This is a genomic window from Kitasatospora azatica KCTC 9699 (assembly GCF_000744785.1).
In the GTDB taxonomy this organism is placed as follows: Bacteria; Actinomycetota; Actinomycetes; order Streptomycetales; family Streptomycetaceae; genus Kitasatospora; species Kitasatospora azatica.
Genome location: NZ_JQMO01000003.1, coordinates 805,876 through 824,064 on the forward strand (window position 1 = coordinate 805,876; position 18,189 = coordinate 824,064).

At 71.4% G+C, this 18,189-nt stretch carries 16 protein-coding genes and 4 pseudogenes; 11 read left to right on the forward strand and 9 right to left on the reverse strand.

Features of this window, described 5'->3' with window-relative positions; genetic code table 11:
- Positions 1-49: 49 nt before the first annotated feature.
- Positions 50-2,047: an Ig domain-containing protein gene (locus BR98_RS36335; protein ID WP_157537783.1), complete on the reverse strand. Its 1,998-nt coding sequence runs from the start codon at positions 2,045-2,047 to the stop codon at positions 50-52.
- Positions 2,048-2,349: 302 nt separating this feature from the next.
- Between BR98_RS36335 and BR98_RS14755 the strand changes: the two genes are divergently transcribed.
- From BR98_RS14755 to BR98_RS14780, 6 genes are all read left to right on the forward strand, one after another.
- The gene (locus BR98_RS14755) at positions 2,350-3,261 is read left to right on the forward strand and encodes a pseudouridine-5'-phosphate glycosidase (RefSeq protein ID WP_035845028.1); all 912 of its coding nucleotides are present in this window, start codon (positions 2,350-2,352) and stop codon (positions 3,259-3,261) included.
- Complete coding sequence (locus BR98_RS14760) at positions 3,258-4,178, forward strand: carbohydrate kinase family protein (RefSeq protein WP_035845029.1); 921 nt, start codon at positions 3,258-3,260, stop codon at positions 4,176-4,178. The genes BR98_RS14755 and BR98_RS14760 overlap by 4 nt, the downstream gene beginning before the upstream one ends.
- Before the next feature lie 149 nt (positions 4,179-4,327).
- Positions 4,328-4,756, forward strand: a complete 429-nt coding sequence (locus BR98_RS14765) for a hypothetical protein (RefSeq protein ID WP_035845031.1) — start codon at positions 4,328-4,330, stop codon at positions 4,754-4,756.
- Entirely contained in the window at positions 4,750-4,983 is a 234-nt protein-coding gene (locus BR98_RS14770) for a helix-turn-helix transcriptional regulator (protein WP_035845033.1), read from the forward strand. The genes BR98_RS14765 and BR98_RS14770 overlap by 7 nt, the downstream gene beginning before the upstream one ends.
- Entirely contained in the window at positions 4,980-5,951 is a 972-nt protein-coding gene (locus BR98_RS14775) for an NAD(P)-dependent alcohol dehydrogenase (protein ID WP_035845035.1), read from the forward strand. The genes BR98_RS14770 and BR98_RS14775 overlap by 4 nt, the downstream gene beginning before the upstream one ends.
- 85 nt (positions 5,952-6,036) lie before the next feature.
- The gene (locus BR98_RS14780; protein WP_035845037.1) at positions 6,037-7,527 is read left to right on the forward strand and encodes an amidase; all 1,491 of its coding nucleotides are present in this window, start codon (positions 6,037-6,039) and stop codon (positions 7,525-7,527) included.
- A 33-nt stretch (positions 7,528-7,560) separates the two neighbouring features.
- On the opposite strand, the gene BR98_RS42560 is transcribed toward BR98_RS14780, so the two are convergent.
- The 3 genes and pseudogenes from BR98_RS42560 to BR98_RS14790 all read right to left on the reverse strand — a co-directional run.
- The gene (locus BR98_RS42560; protein WP_407639453.1) at positions 7,561-7,710 is read right to left on the reverse strand and encodes a hypothetical protein; all 150 of its coding nucleotides are present in this window, start codon (positions 7,708-7,710) and stop codon (positions 7,561-7,563) included.
- 152 nt (positions 7,711-7,862) lie between these two features.
- Positions 7,863-8,192 (reverse strand): annotated as a pseudogene (locus BR98_RS42565) (Na+:solute symporter); the annotation flags it as partial.
- Positions 8,193-8,301: 109 nt separating this feature from the next.
- A pseudogene (locus BR98_RS14790) lies at positions 8,302-8,472 on the reverse strand (aldehyde dehydrogenase (NADP(+))); the annotation flags it as partial.
- A gap of 166 nt (positions 8,473-8,638) precedes the next feature.
- Here BR98_RS14790 and BR98_RS14795 point away from each other — a divergent pair.
- On the forward strand, positions 8,639-9,424 hold the full coding sequence (locus tag BR98_RS14795) for an IclR family transcriptional regulator (RefSeq protein ID WP_035845043.1): 786 nt from the start codon (positions 8,639-8,641) through the stop codon (positions 9,422-9,424).
- 135 nt (positions 9,425-9,559) lie between these two features.
- On the opposite strand, the pseudogene BR98_RS14800 reads toward BR98_RS14795, so the two are convergent.
- Both BR98_RS14800 and BR98_RS14805 read right to left on the reverse strand, forming a co-directional pair.
- Positions 9,560-10,039, reverse strand: a pseudogene (locus BR98_RS14800) (hypothetical protein); the annotation flags it as partial.
- Between the two features lie 20 nt (positions 10,040-10,059).
- On the reverse strand, positions 10,060-10,983 hold the full coding sequence (locus BR98_RS14805) for a 5-dehydro-4-deoxyglucarate dehydratase (RefSeq protein WP_035845045.1): 924 nt from the start codon (positions 10,981-10,983) through the stop codon (positions 10,060-10,062).
- A 198-nt stretch (positions 10,984-11,181) separates the two neighbouring features.
- Here BR98_RS14805 and BR98_RS14810 point away from each other — a divergent pair, with 198 nt between their 5' ends.
- Entirely contained in the window at positions 11,182-11,982 is an 801-nt protein-coding gene (locus BR98_RS14810; protein ID WP_035845046.1) for an NAD-dependent epimerase/dehydratase family protein, read from the forward strand.
- Positions 11,979-13,259, forward strand: coding sequence for an enolase C-terminal domain-like protein (locus tag BR98_RS14815; RefSeq protein WP_035845048.1), 1,281 nt, complete (start codon positions 11,979-11,981; stop codon positions 13,257-13,259). Before BR98_RS14810 ends, BR98_RS14815 begins: the two co-directional genes overlap by 4 nt.
- A gap of 31 nt (positions 13,260-13,290) precedes the next feature.
- On the opposite strand, the pseudogene BR98_RS14820 reads toward BR98_RS14815, so the two are convergent.
- A pseudogene (locus BR98_RS14820) lies at positions 13,291-13,725 on the reverse strand (sugar kinase); the annotation flags it as partial.
- A gap of 124 nt (positions 13,726-13,849) precedes the next feature.
- On the opposite strand from BR98_RS14820, the gene BR98_RS14825 reads away from it, so the two are divergent.
- Positions 13,850-14,725 (forward strand): AAA family ATPase, encoded by an 876-nt coding sequence (locus BR98_RS14825; protein ID WP_035845050.1) that lies wholly within the window; start codon positions 13,850-13,852, stop codon positions 14,723-14,725.
- Positions 14,722-16,035 carry a vWA domain-containing protein gene (locus tag BR98_RS14830; protein ID WP_198042225.1) on the forward strand — a complete coding sequence of 438 codons (1,314 nt, stop codon included), beginning with the start codon at positions 14,722-14,724 and terminating at the stop codon, positions 16,033-16,035. The genes BR98_RS14825 and BR98_RS14830 overlap by 4 nt, the downstream gene beginning before the upstream one ends.
- 16 nt (positions 16,036-16,051) lie before the next feature.
- Here BR98_RS14830 and BR98_RS14835 read toward each other — a convergent pair whose 3' ends face one another.
- A complete protein-coding gene (locus BR98_RS14835) occupies positions 16,052-17,320 on the reverse strand; it encodes a sugar ABC transporter permease (RefSeq protein WP_051971065.1) in 1,269 nt (422 codons plus the stop codon).
- A gap of 77 nt (positions 17,321-17,397) precedes the next feature.
- The gene (locus tag BR98_RS14840; RefSeq protein ID WP_035845051.1) at positions 17,398-18,177 is read right to left on the reverse strand and encodes an ATP-binding cassette domain-containing protein; all 780 of its coding nucleotides are present in this window, start codon (positions 18,175-18,177) and stop codon (positions 17,398-17,400) included.
- Positions 18,178-18,189: the final 12 nt, after the last annotated feature.

Consider the following 18,189-nt stretch of genomic DNA (forward strand, 5'->3'; position numbering starts at 1 on the left):
CGAACAGGCACAAAGGCGGTGAGCGAGCACTCAGTCAGTAAGCAAGCGCTCAGTTCTCGCGTGCCGAGGCATCGTCGATCAGGAACGCCGTCTGCGGGGTCGAGCCGCTCTCGTGCGAGACAAGCTTCAGCCCGATGGTGGTGCCCCAACCGACCTGGCCGATGAACGGGCTCAGGTCGACCGACTGGTACTGGTAACCGCTGTTGGCACCCTGGTTGCTGCTCCAGGTGCGGACCGTGCCGAGCACCTGCCCGGTGTACTGCGAGACGGCCACCAGCGAGAGCGTGTCCGGCGCGCCGCCCGAGCTGTTGGTCGACTCGGTGTCCAGCCAGAACGAGAAACTCGCGCCGTGGTAGCCCGGGTAGGTGTTGAGGTAGGTGGTGATCGAGTCGTCGGTCGCGCTGTTCTGGCCGAGCCAGGCGTACCAACTGCCCGAGTGCGCCGAGTGCAGGCTGGACGGGGTGATGATGTTGTAGTCCGAGGGACCCCAGGAGTCGGTCATCACGGTGTGGTTGACGTCCGCCGAGCCGTTCTCGAAGCCCGGGTTGATCAGCTGCTCGATCGCGTTGCAACCGTGCTGGCCGGCCGAGCTGACGCTCTCCCAGAAGCCGGTACTGGCGCTCCGCCCGCCGGCGTCGGTCGCGTTGACGGTGACCCGCTGCCAGCCGTTGGTCCCCGTGCTGGTCCCGGAGATCACGCCGCTGCCGGCGTCGATGCTCAGGCCCTGCGGCAGACCGGTGGCGCTGTACGTGACGGTCGAACCTGCACTGTCGGCGGCGACCGCCGGGATGGTGACCGGTGCCCCGGGCGCGTCGGTGCGGTCGCACATGGTGCTGAGCGTCAGCGTCGGCCCGGTGCGGATCGGGTCCGAGGACTGGCAGAGGTGGTCGGTGTTGGACCACAGCGTCTGCAGCGGGAAGGATCCGGTGGAGAGGCTCTCGAAGAAGAGTCCGCCGTTGGCCCCGTACGGGATCCAGGCGCACTTGTCGGCGATCTCCTGGCCGGTGGCGTCGGTCCAACCACCGGGCGTGTTCGGGTCGGTGAGGGTCTCGGCGTACTCGTGGCCGCCGATGATCCCGTAGCCGTCGAGCCGGCCGCGCGCGGTGTTCTCGCCGAACCAGTTGGTGCCGCAGCCCGCCACGTCGGTCAGGTAGGGCATGTTGGTGTAGGCGAGCTGGCCGTACGAGGAGCGCTGGAAGTCGTGCCAGGCGCAGTAGCCGAGTTCGCGCCACTTGTCCGGGTCGGTGCCCTGCGGCGAGTCGATGATGTACTGCACGTTGCGGTTCTGCGCCTCGGTCAGGTTGCCGAAGTGCTTGGCCGCGGCCGCCGCCTCGTCGCCCAGCTGCGGCTCGGTGGCCGACTGCGGGGCGGGGGCGCTGTTGTCCACCCAGACGCCCGCCAGCACGCTGCCGGCCTGCGGGTACTGGATGTGGGCGGCACTGGACGGGCACTGGACGGTGCCGGCCTGGGTGCCTTCGCAGTACTGGGTCAGCACCGCGCTCCAGCCGTCGCCCGCGCTTCCCAAGCCCTTGAAGAAGTCCTGCTGGTAGGGCACGGCCTGGTCCGCGTCCTTGGAGAGCACCACGTCACCGCCGGCATTGGTGGACGAGGTGCCCCACTGCGAGCCCCAGACGACCAGGTACACCTTCGGCGGACCGGTGATCACACCGGTCGACTCCTGACCGCCCTTGTAGGTCATCTGCAGGTCGTACTGGTTCGACACATAGCCGTCGCCGCCCTTGCCCGGGTCGGCTCCGTCGGCCAGCTGCGGGCCGTTGCGGCCGGTGGTGACGGTGGCGGGCGCCGGACGGCTCGCGCCGACCTTGCCGGCGGTGGCCCGGCGCGGACCGCCGGCGGTGCTGCCCTTGCCGGCCTGCGGGGTGCCGGGGAGGGCCTGCGCGGCCTTGGTCCAGTTCTGCGCGGCGGAATGCGGGTCGGCCATCGCGGACAGCGGGCTGGCCAGTCCGGCCGCGGCCAGTGCGGCCGCGAGGCCGACCATGACGGTCCGTCTGCTGCTGCGCAGCAGACCGGTACGGAATCTGAGCACGTGTCACATGCCCTTTCGGGTGGAGGGATTCAAGTGATGGGGGAACACGCGGACAGTGCTCGGCACGGGCGCCGCGGCGAGGCTCAGCGAGGAGTGCGGCCGCTGGGGGGCGGCGGCAGTGCCATACGATATTGCACTGACTGACAGATGGACAAGAGTCAACGCAAACGCTCACACAGGGCTGGGCAAGCCTGTTTATTTGTGATCGATTTGCCCTCGCGGTAGGCCCGACGGGCCGTCAGTCAGGTTTGAAGGCATCGGTGCGACGTCAGATATCGAGGGTGACTCTCTCCCTACCGAACGTGTTGCAGTACTCCGACGAGGTGCGGGACGCGCTGGACCGCGGCGCGCCGGTGGTCGCCCTGGAATCGACGATCATCGCGCACGGCCTGCCCAGGCCCCGCAACCTGGCGGTGGCCGACGAGCTGGAGGGGCTGGTCCGGGCCGCGGGCGCGGTACCGGCCACCATCGCGGTACTTGACGGTGTGCCACGGATCGGCCTGGATCGGGCGGCGCTCGACCGGGTGGCCAATGACGACGCGCTGCGCAAGTTCGGCTTCCGCGACCTGGCCCCGGCGTTGGCCACCGGGGCCAGCGGTGCGACCACCGTGTCGGGGACGGCGTTCCTCGCCGCCCGGGCCGGACTGCGGGTCTTCGCCACCGGCGGGCTGGGCGGGGTGCACCGCGACTGGGTGAGCACCCAGGACGAGTCCGCCGACCTGGCACTGCTGGCCCGGACCAGGATCACCGTGGTCTGCGCGGGCGTGAAGTCGATTCTGGACGTGCCGGCCACCCTGCAACGACTGGAGACCCTGGGGGTCGGCGTGATCGGGTTCGGCACCGCCGAGTTCCCCGGTTTCTACCTGTCCAGCTCGGGCTGCCCGGTGGACTGGACACTGCGCGAACCGGGCGAGGTGGCGGCCGCGATGCGGGCCCAGGACGCGCTGGGCGGCCCCGACTCGGCCCTGGTGGTGGCCAATCCGGTACCGCCGGCGGAGCAGTTGGACCCGCTGCTGCACGACCAGGTGCTCGCCGACGCGCTGGCGGCCGCCGACCGCGAGGGCGTCACCGGGCAGGCCGTGACACCGTTCCTGCTCGCCTACCTGACCGAGCACACCAAGGGTGCCTCGCTGGAGGCGAACCTCGCGGCGGTGCGCGGCAATGTGCAGCTGGCGGCGCGGATCGCGGGCGCCTGGGCGGGACTTGGCGAATGACCGGGGACGGCGGCGTGCTGGTGGTGGTCGGCGACGTGGTGACCGACATCGTCGCCCGGCACGCCGGTCCACTGGCGCAGCACACCGACACGGCCGCCCGGACCACCGTGCTCCCGGGTGGCGCGGCGGCCAACCTGGCGTGCTGGGCGGCCAGTTCAGGTGCGGGCGAGGTGCGCCTGCTGGCCCGGGTGGGGGCCGACTCGCTGGACTGGCACCGGGACGCCTTGGTGGCGGCGGGCGTGCGGCCGCACCTCGCGGTGGACCGGGAGGTGCCCACCGGGGTGGTGATAGCCCTGGTGGACAGCGCGGCGGAGCGGACCTTCGTCACGGACGGCGGGGCCTCGGTGCGGCTCGGCGTCGCGGACTGGGCGGCGGCCGTCCTGGACGACGAACTGCTCGCGGGGGCCGACTGGTTGCACCTGTCGGGGTACCTGTTCTTCACCGAGGCGGGGCGACGGGTGGCGGCCGCGGCGATGGCGGCGGCGCGAGCGCTCGGGGTGCCGGTGAGCGTGGATCCGGCGTCGACGGGGTTCATCGAGACGCTCGGGGTGGAGCGGTTCCTGGCAGCGGTCGAAGGGGTGGACCTGCTGCTGCCGAACCAGGCGGAGGCAGCGCTGTTGGCGGGGACGGATGACGCGGTGGCGGCGGCGAAGTGGCTGAGCGAGCGCTCAGTCACCGTGGTCGTGAAGCTCGGCCCCGCCGGTGCACTCGCCGCGCGCGACGGCGCGCTCCTCGCCCGGACGCCCGGCCTCGCGACCACTCCGGTCGACAGCACCGGCGCCGGCGACGCCTTCGACGGTGGCTTCCTCGCCGCCCAGCTGACCGGCGCCCCACTGGCCGAAGCCCTCGCCGCCGGCTGCCGCGCGGGCGCGGCAGCGGTGGCGCTGATCGGTGGACGGCCGCCGATCGACGCCTAGCAGCGCCGCGCAGCAGCGCGTCACCGAGTCGCCGCGTCACCGAGCCACCGAGCCACCGAGCCACCGAGAGCGATGTACAGAAAACTTGACACCGTGTTGGGTCTGCTTGACACTCTCGGGTGTCAGGTTTTCTTTACATGGGAGCGCCGATGGCGATCGAAGAGAAACGCGCCTGGATCCTGCTGCTGGTCACCATCGCCTCGTACGCGGCGTATCTGACCGTCATCCTCGGGCACCCCGCAGGCGAGCCGCTCACCCAGGCGCGCTACGCACCGGCGCTGCTCTGGTCGGTCGGCGCCGCGATCGCCGCGTCGATCCTGCTGCACATCACGGTGGCCGCCTTCTCCCCCAAGGAGGCGAACACCAAGGACCAGCGCGACCGGGAGATCCACCGCTTCAGCCAGTACATCGGCCAGTCCTTCGTGGTGCTCGGCGGTGTGGCCGGCCTGGTCCTGGCGATGGCCGGCCTCGACCGGTTCTGGATCGCCAACGCCATCTACCTGGCCTTCGTTCTCTCCGCCCTGCTCGGCTCCACGGCGAAGATCGTCGCCTACCGGTTCGGCTTCCACCCGTGGTGAAGCCGACCAGGGTCACCAACACCATCCGCGCCCTGCGCTTCGCCCACGGCGAGCTGACCCAGGCCGAGCTGGCCCGCCGGATCGGCGTCACCCGACAGACCGTCATCGCCATCGAACAGGGCCGCTACTCGCCCTCCCTGGAGATGGCCTTCCAGATCGCCAGAGTCTTCGGCGTTCCGCTCGACGATGTGTTCCAGTACCCGGAAGCCGAGGAGAGCACCTCATGAAAGCCATAGTCCAGGACGTTTACGGACCGCCCGAGGTCCTGCGGCTCGAGGAGATCGACCAGCCGGTGCCCGGCAGTGGCGAGGTGCTCATCCGGGTCCGGGCGGCCGCCGTCGACCTGGGGATCTGGCACCTGATGACCGGACTGCCGTACCTGGTCCGCACCGTGAGCGGCCTGCGCGCGCCCAAGGTCCGGGTCCGCGGCATGGACCTCGCCGGGGAGGTGGCGGCGGTCGGGCCGGGCGTCACCCGCTTCCAGCCGGGTGACGAGGTGTACGGCTCCTGCGAGGGTTCGTTCGCCGAGTACGCGTGCGCCAAGCAGGACCGGATCGCACCCAAGCCGGCGAACCTCACCCACGAACAGGCGGCCGCCGTCCCGGTCTCCGGGTGCACCGCACTGCAGGCCCTGCGCGACGCAGGCCAACTGCTCGAGGGGCAGAGCGTTCTGGTGATCGGCGCGGCGGGCGGTGTCGGCAGCTTCGCCGTTCAGCTGGCCAAGGCCTACGGCGCTCGGGTCACCGGCGTCTGCAGCACCGAGAAGGCGGAGCTGGTCCGCGCCCTCGGCGCCGAGGAGGTCGTCGACTACACCCGCGAGAACCCCGTCGACGGCAGCCGCCGATACGACCTGGTGCTCGACACCGCAGGCAACCGCCCGCTGACCGCGCTGCGCCGCGCCCTCACCCCGCGCGGCACCCTGGTCATCGTCGGCGGCCAGACCGACGGCAGGTGGCTCGGCGGTACCGACCGGCAGTTGCGGGCGATGCTGCTCTCGCCGCTCGTCGGCCAGCGGCTCACCAGCCTGGTCGCCAAGCAGCCCGACCGCGACCTGCGAATCCTGGCGGGCCTGATCGAGGCCGGCTCGGTGACACCCGTCATCGACCGCGGCTACCCGCTGGCCGAGGTCCCCGATGCCGTCCGGCGCCTGAAGGAGCGACACGCCCGCGGCAAGATCGTCATCCGGGTGGCCTGACAGCGCCTCTCCCGTCGGGCGCTCCCCGCGTGTACTGTCCGGTAACCGGGTCGCGCGAGGGCCCGCCTCAGCACTGGGAGGATCAGTGGAGTACGCCGAGTACCGGCGGTACGACGCCGTCGGGCTGGCCGAGTTGGTGGCCAAGCGCGAGGTGTCGCCGATCGAGCTGCTGGATGCCGCGATCGCCCGCGCCGAGGCCGTCAACGGCAAGGTCAACGCGATCATCACTCCGATGTACCAGATCGCGCGCGAACGCGCCGCCGCCGAGGCGGAGTCGACCGGACCGTTCGCCGGCGTCCCGTTCCTGCTGAAGGACCTCCACCAGGACTATGCGGGCCTGCCCACCGGCAGCGGCTGCCGCGCTCTCGCCGCCGGTCCGGTACCCACCGAGCACAGCGAGGTGGTGCGCCGCTGGCTGGACGCCGGGCTGCTGGTCTTCGGCAAGACCAACACCCCGGAGTTCGGCGCCAAGGGCATCACCGAGCCCGAGCTGACCGGGCCGACCCGCAACCCCTGGGACCTGTCCCGCACTTCGGGCGGCTCCTCGGGCGGGGCGGCGGCAGCCGTCGCCGCGGGGATCCTGCCGATGGCCGGCGCCAGCGACGGCGGCGGCTCGATCCGGATCCCCGCCGCCTGCTGCGGACTGGTCGGCCTCAAGCCGGGCCGCGGCCTGGTACCGGCCGGACCGCAGTTCGCCGAGTACCTGCACGGCGCCGCCACCGACGGCGTGATCTCCCGCACCGTCCGCGACAGCGCGGCGATGCTCGACGTGCTGACCGCCGAGCCGGACCCGGGTGGCCCGTTCCTGGCCGCCCGCTCCGCCCGCCCGTACGCCGAACTCGCCCGCCAGGCCCCCGAACGGCTGCGGATCGGCTTCAGCACCCGCTCGCCGCTCGGCACCGAGGTGCACCCGCACGCGGTGGCCGCCGTCGAGGACGCCGCCGCGCTGCTCGCCGGGCTGGGCCACGAGGTCGAGCCCGCCGAGACCGGCATCGACGAGCACCGCCTCGCCTTCGACTTCCTCACCATGTGGTGCACCCAACTCGCCTACACCGTAGGCGAGATCCGCCGCCGTACCGGCGCCGGGCCCGATGCCTTCGAGCTGGACACCCACCTGCTCGCGGCCGCCGGCCGCAAACTCAAGGCGCCTGACTACTTCGCGGCGCACGACCGGTGGAACGGCTACAACCGGTCACTGGCCGCCTTCCACCGCCGCTACGACCTGCTGCTCACCCCGACACTGGCCCGACCGCCGGTGCGGATCGGCGAATTGGACACGCCGAAGCCGGTGCGCGCCGTCGCCAAGGTGTTGCTGCGGCTCGGGCTGCTCGGCACCCTGGCGGGCACCAAGGCCTGGGAGAAGGCGGTGATCGAGAACCTGTCGGCCACCCCGTACACCCAACTGGCCAACATCACCGGTCGTCCGGCGATCAGCCTGCCCACCTACCGAACCCCCGAGGGCCTGCCGCTCGGCGTCCAGTTCGTCGGACCGCTCGGCAGTGAGGGGCAACTGCTAGCCCTGGCAGCCCAGTTGGAGGCCGAGCGGCCATGGGCCCAGCTGGAGCCGCAGCTGTGATTCGGTGTCTCAGTGCTCGGCGACGGCGCCGACTCACCGCCCCTGAGCGGGCACGGTCGCGCCGCCGCCGTCCTGGTTGACCAGCGCGAGCAGCGCGTCGCGCTCCGGGGTGGCCTCCGACCGGAGCAGGCCGAGCACGGTGAAGAGCACCAGTGAGGTGGCCACCGGCGCCGCGATCTGCACCTGGGTACTCTGGCCGCTCAGACCGTAGTTGGTGAGCCAGAGGACGAACAGGCCCGGCCGCCCAGGAGGTGAGCGCGGCCGTCGGGCCGCTGCGCCGGAATAGCGGGAGCATACCGAGCAGCAGCGGGATGCTGATCGGGCCGATCAGGCCGGCCACCCACTTGGCAGTAGACGGCGGTAGTCGCACCGGTGATGCCGGTGATCAGGATGCCCCGGCCCAGGCTCAGGCCGGTGAAGACCGAGAGCAGGGTGGCGATCGCGGCCCACTTGGCGCCGACGTCCACGATCTTCAGCAGACTGCCGCTCCAGGCCGACACCTGCTGGGTGGTGACGTTGTAGCGGGCCGCCAGGAACTCCAGCGGTGAGGCCACCCCGAGCCGGGAGCGGACCCGGTTGAGCCGTGGCGCGAAGAGCCGGGCGCCGATGCCGATGCCGATGCCGATGCCGACCACGATCGGGAACGACCAGGTGACCGCGTACGTGCATCACACTGCAGCACCGACCAGCAGTCAAACTCCTGAACCGAATTCACAGATGCGAATCACCGCGAGTCGCAGTGGATCGCAGCGGATCGCCGACGGGTGGGCCTGCTCAGCGTTGGAGCACTCCGTCGACCCGGCGGAGCAGACCGAGCGGGTTGTCGTCGTGCAGTTCGGGCGGCAGCAGGTACTGCACGACTCCCTGGTAGGCGACCGGCCGCAGCCAGCGCTCCATCGCGGTCGCGCCGACCGAGCTGGCACTGCCGGTGGCCGCCGGGTACGGGCGGGTCCGCTCGCCGGTCCGCACGGCTACGCGCCACACGGGGACTGCCATGGTGACTCCTTCTGAGCTGTGGGTTCTTGAAGATGCATTCCGGTGGCTGAATGGCAGCCGTTATGCTGAAGACGGGTGCGAACCTGCGTACCTGCGAAAAGGGGGGTCAGACCTCATGGCACAGCCCACGCCTGCCGAGTCCGGCTCCGGCGGCGCCCAGGTGAAGTCCGCGGTCCGCACGGTCGAGCTGCTGGAGTACTTCGCGAGCCACCCGGGGATGCACAGCCTGGCCGAGGTTCACGAACAGGTCGGCTACCCCAAGAGCAGCCTCTACATGCTGCTGCGCACCCTGGTCGAGCTGGGCTGGGTGGAGACCGACGCGACCGGCACCAGGTACGGCATCGGCGTGCGGGCACTCCTGGTCGGCACCTCCTACATCGACGGCGACGAGGTGGTCTCGGCCTCCCGCCCAGTGCTGGACAAGCTGGCCGCCGAGACCACCGAGACGGTCCACCTGGCCCGCCTCGACGGTCTGGACGTGGTCTACCTGGCCACCCGCGAATCGCAGCACTACCTGCGGCCCTTCGCCCGGGTGGGTCGCCGGCTGCCCGCGCACACCACCTCGCACGGCAAGGCGCTGCTGGCCACCTACTCCGACGAGCAGGTGCGCGCGATGCTGCCGGCCGAGCTGGCCTCGCTCACCGAGAACACGATCACCGACCCGGCCGTGCTGATCGAGGAACTGCACCAGGTCCGCGAGCGCGGGTTCGCGATCGACAACGAGGAGAACACCCTCGGCCTGCGCTGCTTCGGCATCGCGATCCCGTACCGCACACCCGCCCGGGACGCGATCAGCGTCTCGGTCCCGGTCGCCCGGCTCACCCCCGGCCGGGAGCAGCTGATCCGCGAGGCGCTGCTGGAGGCCCGCAACCGGTTGCTCATGACGGTCCGTCACCTCTGAGCCCCAGCCCTCTCCGATCACAGCGATCTCCGAGCCCGGCCAGCCGGGCCGGCCGTCCACCGAGCCCGGCGACCACGGTCAGGTTGGCCACACCCCGGCCTGCGGGTACCCGGCCCTCGGCCTCGGGGCTGGCCGGCCCACCGCCACCCGGCGCAGCGCTGCCTCGACCGCCGACTCGACCAGGTAGTCCACTACTTCGGGCTGCGCAATGCACGGCGCCCACGGAAGCCGGTCGCCGTAGGCATTGCGCACGCAACTGCCCGGATGCTCGGACCCGAGCCGCGAGTTGTGCGCCAGGACCACCCAGGAGTGCACCTCGAGACCTGCCTCGACCAGCGCGGCGGCGGCCGTACCGAAGGGATCGGGCTCGGCCATCCAGCCCTGCGGGTAGGGACGCAGCTGCCGCGCCGACCAACGCCGCCGGTCCACCGGGTAGTAGACGGCGCTGTGTTCGGCGGTGACGATCCGGTCCTGCGGATGACGGGGCGTCAGTGCGCGGGTGCTGTGGTAGGCGGCGGCCAGCGTGACACCTCGGACGCCGAGATCGGCGATCCGAGCCGGCGCCGCGGGATCGCCGAGCACGTCCCACGGGTAGAGGTAGGCAGCGGTACGCATGGTCGCGACTCCTGCCCGGATCAGATCAGGGTCCGGCCGTGGTCGATGAGTTCGGCCAGCCGCTTCAGATGCTCCGGGGCCGGTTCGCTCAGCGGTGGCCGGACCGTGCCTACGTCCAGCCCTTGCAGCCGCACCCCCGCCTTGACCAGCGAGACGGCGTACCCACGGCCCAGCCGGCGCAGCTCCACCAGTGGGCGGTAGAAGCCGTCGATCAGGCGGTTGACGGTCTCGTCCGCTCCGCTGCCGAGCGCCCGGTGGAAGGCCAGCGCGAGATCCGGCGCGAAGCAGAACACCGCCGAGGAGTACCGGCTGATCCCGATGCTGCGGTAGGCCGGCCCGGTCAGTTCGGCGGTCGGCAGGCCGTTGAAGTAGAGGAACGGACGTTCCGGCACCTCGGTGCGCACCGCGCTGACGATCCGCTGCATCAGCTCGAGGTCGCCGACCCCGTCCTTGAGACCGATCACCGCGGGGATGCCGGTGAGCTCGACCACCGAGGCGGGGGTCAGCACCGCGTTGTCGCGCTGGTAGACGATCAGTTCCAGCGAGCTGGCCTCGACAAGTGCGCGGTAGTGCCGCAGCAGCCCGTCCTGGTCGGGCTTGACCAGGTACGGCGGCATGGCCAACAGGCCGTCCGCGCCGGCACGTTCGGCGCGTTCGGCGAAGCGGGCGGCGAGCGCGGTGCCGTGGCCCACCCCGGCGACCACCGGGACCTGCCCGGCGGCCTCGGCGACAGCGGCCCGCACCACCTCCTCGTACTCGTCCAGGTCGAGCGCGTGGTACTCGCCGGTGCCACAGGCCGCGAAGACGGCGCCCGCACCGGCCGCGACGCCCTGGCGGACATGGACCCGGAAGGTGGGCGTGTCGAGCCCGCCGTCCGGTGCGAAGGCGGTGACGGGGAAGAAGAGCAGTCCGTCGAGGCGGTCGGCGAGGGAACGTTCGGGCATGGCTTCCTCACTTGATCGATATACACATACATGAACACGACCTTGACCGTATGGGTGCCACCGAGTTCCGGTCAAGACTCCGCTCCGGGGCAGCTCAGTCGCTATCTGAAGGGGAGTTGCGATCCTTGACAGCACCCGGTCGCACTCATAGCGTGCCGAGCATAGATTCATACATGTGAACCAGGAGAGGGAGTCGCCTTGACCGAGCCCCGCACCGTCCTGCTCACCGGCGCCGCCGGCGGCGTCGGCACCATCCTGCGCACCGAACTGCCCAGCTACGGCTACCGCCTGCGCAACTTCGACCGCGCGCCGGTGCCCGGCGATCCCGAGGCGATCACCGCCGACCTGCTGGACTCCGAGGCCCTGGCCGCCGCGATGGCGGGCGTCGACGCCGTGGTACACCTGGCCGGGATCCCGCTGGAGGCGGAGTTCGCCGACCTGCTCGCCGCCAACATCGACGGGACCTACCGCGTCTACGAGGCGGCCCGGGCAGCCGGCGTCCGACGAGTCGTCTACGCCAGCAGCAACCACGCCGTGGGCTTCACCGAGCGCCCCGAACCGGGCGAACTCGTACCGGTGGAGACCGAGTTGCGGCCCGACACCTACTACGGTCTGTCCAAGTGCTTCGGCGAGAACCTGGCCTCGCTGTACGCCGACCGGCACGGCATCGACACCGTCTCGATCCGGATCGGCTCCTGCTTCGAGCACCCGGAGACGGTCCGGCAGCTGGCCACCTGGCTCAGCCCCGGCGACTGCGGCCGCCTGGTGCACGCCGCGCTGAGCGCCCCGGTCAGCGGCCACCGAGTGGTCTACGGCATCTCCGCCAACACCCGCGCCTGGTGGGACCTGGCCCCGGCCCGGGCGCTCGGCTACCAGCCGCAGGACGATGCCGAGGTGTTCGCCGCCAAGCTGATCGCCGAGTACGGCGAACTCTCCGAGGACGACGTGGAGTTCCGCTACATCGGTGGCGACTTCACCCGGATGGAGCCGCCCAAGTGACGTCCTCCCCCACCATCGCCGCAGTCCGGCTGACCCCGGTGCTGGTCGCCGATCCCCCGCTGCTCAACACCCAGGGCGTGCACCAGCCGCAGACCCCTCGGCTGGTGATCGAGGTCGAAACCACCGGCGGGGTGGTGGGACTGGGCGAGACCTACGGCGACGGACACTGTCTCGCGCTCGCCGCACGACTGGCCGAGGCCCTGAAGGGTCACCCGGTGGCGAACGTCAATCTGCTGCTGCGCATCGCCGAGAGCCTCGCCGCGTCGGACGGCGGCGACCTCGACGAGTCGGTCAGCGCCGGCGGCCTGCGGGGCGCGCAGAGCCTGCACAAGCTCGTTCGCTCGGTGGTCTCCGGCTTCGAGGTCGCCTGCCTGGACGCCTTGGGCAGGACCCTCGGCCTACCGGTGCACGTCCTGCTCGGCGGCAAGGTCCGCGACCAAGTCCCCTACGCGGCCTATCTGTTCTACAAGTGGGACCGGCACCCGGGCGGCCCCGTGGACCACTGGGGCGCGGCGCTGGACCCGGCCGGGCTGGTCGCGCAGGCCCGGCGGATGGTGGAGCTGCACGGCTTCGACTCCTTCAAGCTCAAGGGCGGGGTCTTCCCGCCCGAGCAGGAGGTGGCCGCGATCCGCGCGCTCGCCGAGGCCTTCCCCGGCCGACCGCTACGGCTGGATCCGAACGGCGCCTGGTCGGTCCCGACCGCCCTTCGAGTGGCCGAGCAACTCTCCGATGTGCTCGAGTACTTGGAGGACCCGACGGCCGGCACTGCGGCGATGGCCGAGCTGGCCGCCCGCAGTCCACTGCCGTTGGCCACCAACATGTGCGTGACCGGCTTCGAGGAGGTTCGCGAGGCGTTCACGGCCGGCGCGGTGCAGGTGGTGCTCTCCGACCACCACTACTGGGGCGGGCTGCGGGCCACCCAGCAACTGGCCGCCGTCTGCCGCACCTTCGGAGTGGGCCTGTCCATGCACTCCAACACCCATCTGGGCATCAGCCTAGCCGCGATGACCCAGGTCGCGGCCACCCTGCCCAACCTCGACCACCCCTGCGACAGCCACTACCCGTGGCTCACCGAGGATGTGATCACCAGTCAGCATCGGTTCCACAGCGGCTCCTTGACCGTCACCGACACCCCCGGCCTCGGCGTCGAGCTGGACCGAACGGCGCTGGAACGGCTGCACCGGCGCTGGACCGAGGACGACGGCACGCTGCGCGAACGGGACGACACGGCGGCCATCCGCCGCGCCGTCCCGGGCTGGACCAGCTCCACCTGGTGAACCGCCCTGAAAGCCAGCCAGTCAAGTACTTGAACAGCCCGCGCCGCCCCCAACCGGGCAGCTGCACCGCATAGTGCACCCGCTGCTGCTTCTCGTCCTAGACGCCGGGCGAGCCGATCACCGCGTGCACCACCTGGGCGGCGCGAGCCCGGCCGATGTCCACCCCGAGCACGTGGCCGGCCGTCGGGTCGGGCGCGTAGAGCACCGCGACCCGCCCGCGCTCGGGCGCCAGCAGCCCGGCCTCGCGGACCAGCCCGGCCTGCTCCAGGATCGCCGGCGCAGCCCACACCGCCGGCTTGGACAGGCCGGTGTCCCGCGCGAGTTGGGCACGCGAGACCGGATCGTCGGTACGCAGCCGTTCCAGTAGCAGCCACTCGTTGTTGCTGCGCATCCGCTGCCTGCTCCAGGGCTGCACCGCACCCGGCCCGCCCTCCGGACCGGGAACCGTCGCCGGGCGGGAGTCCATCCGTACCTCGGGGCCGTCACCATTCCTGTGCCACCGCCGCTCTATGGGCCGCCCACCCACCGGCGATCATCGCCCGCTTGGATAGGCTGGCCGCCGGAAGCGACAACGGGAGGGGGTCGGCGCCATGAGCGGTGCGGACGGGACGGGGATCTTCGCCACGGTCGACGAGGTCGCCACGCGCCTCGCCGAGGTCGGCTACCTGGCATCGACGGCGGTGGCCACCACCGTCTTCCTGGCCGACCGGCTCGGCAAGCCGCTGCTGGTCGAGGGCCCTGCCGGAGTCGGCAAGACCGAGCTGGCCAAGGCGGTGGCCGCGGTCGCCGGCGCCCGGCTGATCCGGCTGCAGTGCTACGAGGGCGTGGACGAGTCCCGGGCTCTGTACGAGTGGAACCACGCCAAGCAGCTGCTGCGGATCACCGCCGGCCGCGAGGAGAGCTGGGACGAGGCCCGCAGCGACATCTTCAGCGAGGAGTTCCTGCTGCCCCGCCCGCTGCTCACCGCGATCCGCGGCAACCAGCCGACCGTGCTGCTGGTCGACGAGACCGACAAGGCCGACGTCGAGGTCGAGGGGCTGCTGCTCGAGGTGCTCAGCGACTTCCAGGTGACGGTGCCCGAGCTCGGCACCATCACCGCCGAGCGCCGTCCCTTCGTGGTGCTGACCTCCAACGCCACCCGGGAGCTCTCCGAGGCCCTGCGCCGGCGCTGCCTGTTCCTCCATCTGGACTTCCCCGACGCCGAGTTGGAGCAGCGGATCGTCCGGCTCAAGGTGCCGGGCCTGGATCGGGCGCTGGCCGAGTCGGTGGTCAAGGTGGTCGGCGCGCTGCGGGCAATGGAGCTGCGCAAGCTGCCCTCGGTGGCGGAGACCATCGACTGGGCCCGCACCCTGCTGGCGCTCGGCGCCGACACGCTGGACGAGGCCGTGGTGCGCGACAGCCTCGGGGTGATCCTCAAGCACCAGGAGGACATCCGCCGGGCGGCCGAAGAGCTGACCCTGTCGTGACCGTGACCGGCGGAGTGCCCGAACGGCTGACCTCCTTCGTGCACGCGCTGCGCGGGCACGGGGTGCGGGTCGGCCCGGGCGAGACGCTGGACGCCGGCGCGGTGGTCGCGGTGCTCGGGCTGGAACACCGCGAGCGGCTGCGGGCCGGTCTGGCCTCCGCGCTGCTGCGCGGAGAGGGCCAACGAGCCGTCTTCGACGCCACCTTCGACCTGTACTTCCCGCTTCGGGTCGGCGCGCCGCAGGGCGAGTCGAGCGTGGCCGAGCTGCGCGAGCGACTCGCCGAGGCGCTGGCCGCCAACGACCGGGCCGCGCTCGCCGGTCTGGCCGCCGAGGCTGTGCAAGCGCTTGGTCAGTTCGGCAACCCACCGGGCTCGGGCGGCTGGTCGGCCGCCCAGACCCTGGACCGGCTGCGCCCGCAGACCCTGCTCGCCCGGGTGCTCGCCGGGCAGCGCCAGGGCCGCAGCGTGCCCGAGTTCACCGACCGCCTGGAGGCCGAGGAGATCCGCCGCCGGATCGGGGCCTTCCGCGCCCAGGTCGGCACCGAGGCCCGCCGCCGGGCCGCCGAACTGAGCGGGACGGACGAGATCGCCCGCCGCGCCGTGGCACCCAGCGTCGACCGGACCGACTTCCTCTTCGCCAACCAGGCCCAACTCGCCGAACTGCGCCGCACCGTGCAGCCGCTGGCCCGCAAACTCGCCACCCGGCTGGCCGCCCGTCGACGCCGGGCCGCGCGGGGGCAGATCGACCTGCGCCGCACCCTGCGGCGCTCGCTCTCCACCGGTGGCGTCCCGCTGCGGCCCGCCTACCGCCGGCGGCGACCGCAGCGACCGGAGCTGGTGCTGCTCTGCGACGTCTCCAGCTCGGTGGCGGGCTTCACCGACTTCACCATGCTGCTGGTCCAGGCGCTGCGCGACCAGTTCAGCAAGGTGCGGGTCTTCGCCTTCGTCAACCGCACCGACGAGGTGACCGACGGCGACCTCGCGCGGGCCACGGTGACCGGCCACCATCCGTACAGCGACTACGGCACCGCCCTCGGCGAGTTCACCGAGCGCTACCTGGAGGCGGTCACCCCGCGCACCGCGGTACTGATCCTCGGCGACGCCCGCAACAACCGCCGCGACCCGAACCTGCCCGCGCTCAAGCTGATCGCGGACCGGGCGCGCCGGGTGTACTGGCTCAACCCGGAGCCGCCCGCGCTCTGGTCCACCGGCGACTCGGCGGCCGCCGAGTACGCCGGCGTGGTGACCATGCGTCCGTGCCGCAACGCCCGCCAACTGGGCCAGTTCATCGAGCGCCTGCTGCCCACCTGACCGCCGCTCCGGATCCCTAGGCGCGACCTGCGGCCTTCTGGGTGCGGCGGGCCAGCGAGTCGATCACCACGGCGGCCAGCAGCACCGCGCCGGTGATCATGAACTGGATGGCGTTGCTCAGGCCCTGGATGTTCATGCCGGACTGGATCGAGCCGATCACCAGGGCACCGAGCAGCGCCGACCAGGTCGAGCCGCGACCGCCGAAGAGGCTGGTGCCACCGATGACGGCCGCCGCGATCGCGTTCATCAGCAGGTTGCCGCCGCCGGAGGTCTGGCTGGCCGACTGGATCTGCGCGGCCAGGAAGAGCCCGCCGATCGCCGCCATGGTGGAACAGATCATGAAGACCGTCATCCGGATCCACGGCACGCTGACACCGGCACGCCGGGCGCCCTCGATGTTGCCGCCGACCGCGAAGATCTTGCGACCGTAGCCGGTCCGGCGCAGCACGAAGTCCAGCACCACGATGAAGATCAGGAAGACCAGCAGGGCCAGCGGCAGCCCCTTGTACTGGTTGAGCGTGTAGGCCGCGAGATAGGCGATGATCGCCAGCAACACGGTGCGCAGCGCGATGTCGCTGATCGGGCGGAACGGCACCCCGGCGGCCCGTCGCCGCCTGGCGTCCACCAGCGCGGCGCCCAGGAAGAGCGCGACACCTGCGGTGGCGAGCCCGTAGGCGGCGCCCTGCTGGCCGTAGATGGTGCTGTAGAGGCGGGAGACGATGTCCTTGCCGCTCAGGTTGACCGTGCCGCTGGCGCCCAGGACCTGCAGCATCAGGCCGTTCCAGCCCAGGTTGCCGGCCAGGGTGACGACGAAGGCCGGCACCCCGACCCGGGCGAAGAAGAAGCCCTGGATCAGACCGACGACCGCCCCGCTGACGACGGCGGAGAGCAGCGCGACCCACTGGTTGACCCCGTGGGTCACCTCCAGCACCGCGTAGATCGCCGCGCAGAGGCCGCTGACCGAGCCGACCGAGAGGTCGATCTCGCCGAGCAGCAGCACGAACACCACGCCGATCGCGATCAGCCCGGTGCCGACGATCTGCTGCGACAGGTTGGACAGGTTCTGCGCGGACAGGAAGCTGCTGTTCAGGCTGCCGAAGACGGCCCAGATCACGATCAGCGCCAGCACCACCGGCACCGAGCCGAGCTCGCCGCTGCTGAGCCGACGCTTGAACTCGCCGAGGTAGCCCTTGACGCCCTCCTGCCGGACGATCAGGCGCGGGTCGACGGCGGGGGTCGCCTCGGCCGCCACCGGCACCGGCGCGTTGACCCCGCCGGTGGGCATGGTGTCCTCGGGCAGGTGATGGCGCTCCGAGCCGTCCTCGAACCGGCCTTCCTGGCGCGGGGTGTTGGGGTCGTCGGTCACTGGGTGCCCTCCGTGCCACGGGCCTGACGGCGGGTCACGGCGTTGTCCGTGGCGCCGGTGATGGCCGAGATGATCTCTTCCTGGGTGGTCGAACTCCGCTCGAAGACACCGTTGTTGCGACCGAGCCGCAGCACCGCGATGCGGTCCGCGACGGCCATCACATCGGCCATGTTGTGGCTGATCAGGATCACCCCGAGGCCTTGACCGCGCAGCCGCTCGACCAGATCGAGGACCTGCGCGGTCTGCTCCACACCGAGCGCCGCGGTCGGCTCGTCGAGGATGACCACCTTCGGCGAGCCGATCAGCGAGCGGGCGATGGCGACCACCTGGCGCTGGCCGCCGGAGAGCGAGGCGATCGGGATCCGCACGCTCGGGATCCGGATCGACAGCGTGTCGAGCAGGGTGCGCGAGCGCTTCTCCATCTCGACCTCGTCCAGCACGCCGAAGCGCTTGATCTCGCGACCGAGGAACAGGTTGCCGACCACGTCCAGGTTGTCGCAGAGCGCCAGGTCCTGGTAGACCGTCGCCACGCCCAGGTGCTGGGCGTCCTGCGGGCGGTGGATGGCGACCGAGCGGCCCTGCCACTCGATCACGCCCTCGTCGGGCTGGTTCACCCCGGCGATCGCCTTGACCAGGGTCGACTTGCCGGCGCCGTTGTCACCCACCAGGGCGACCACCTCGCCACTGTTCACCTCGAGCTCGATGTCGGTCAGCGCCTGGACGGCGCCGAACCGCTTGGAGACCCCGCGCAGGGCCAGGACCGGACCGGCTTCCATGGTGTGCTCCCC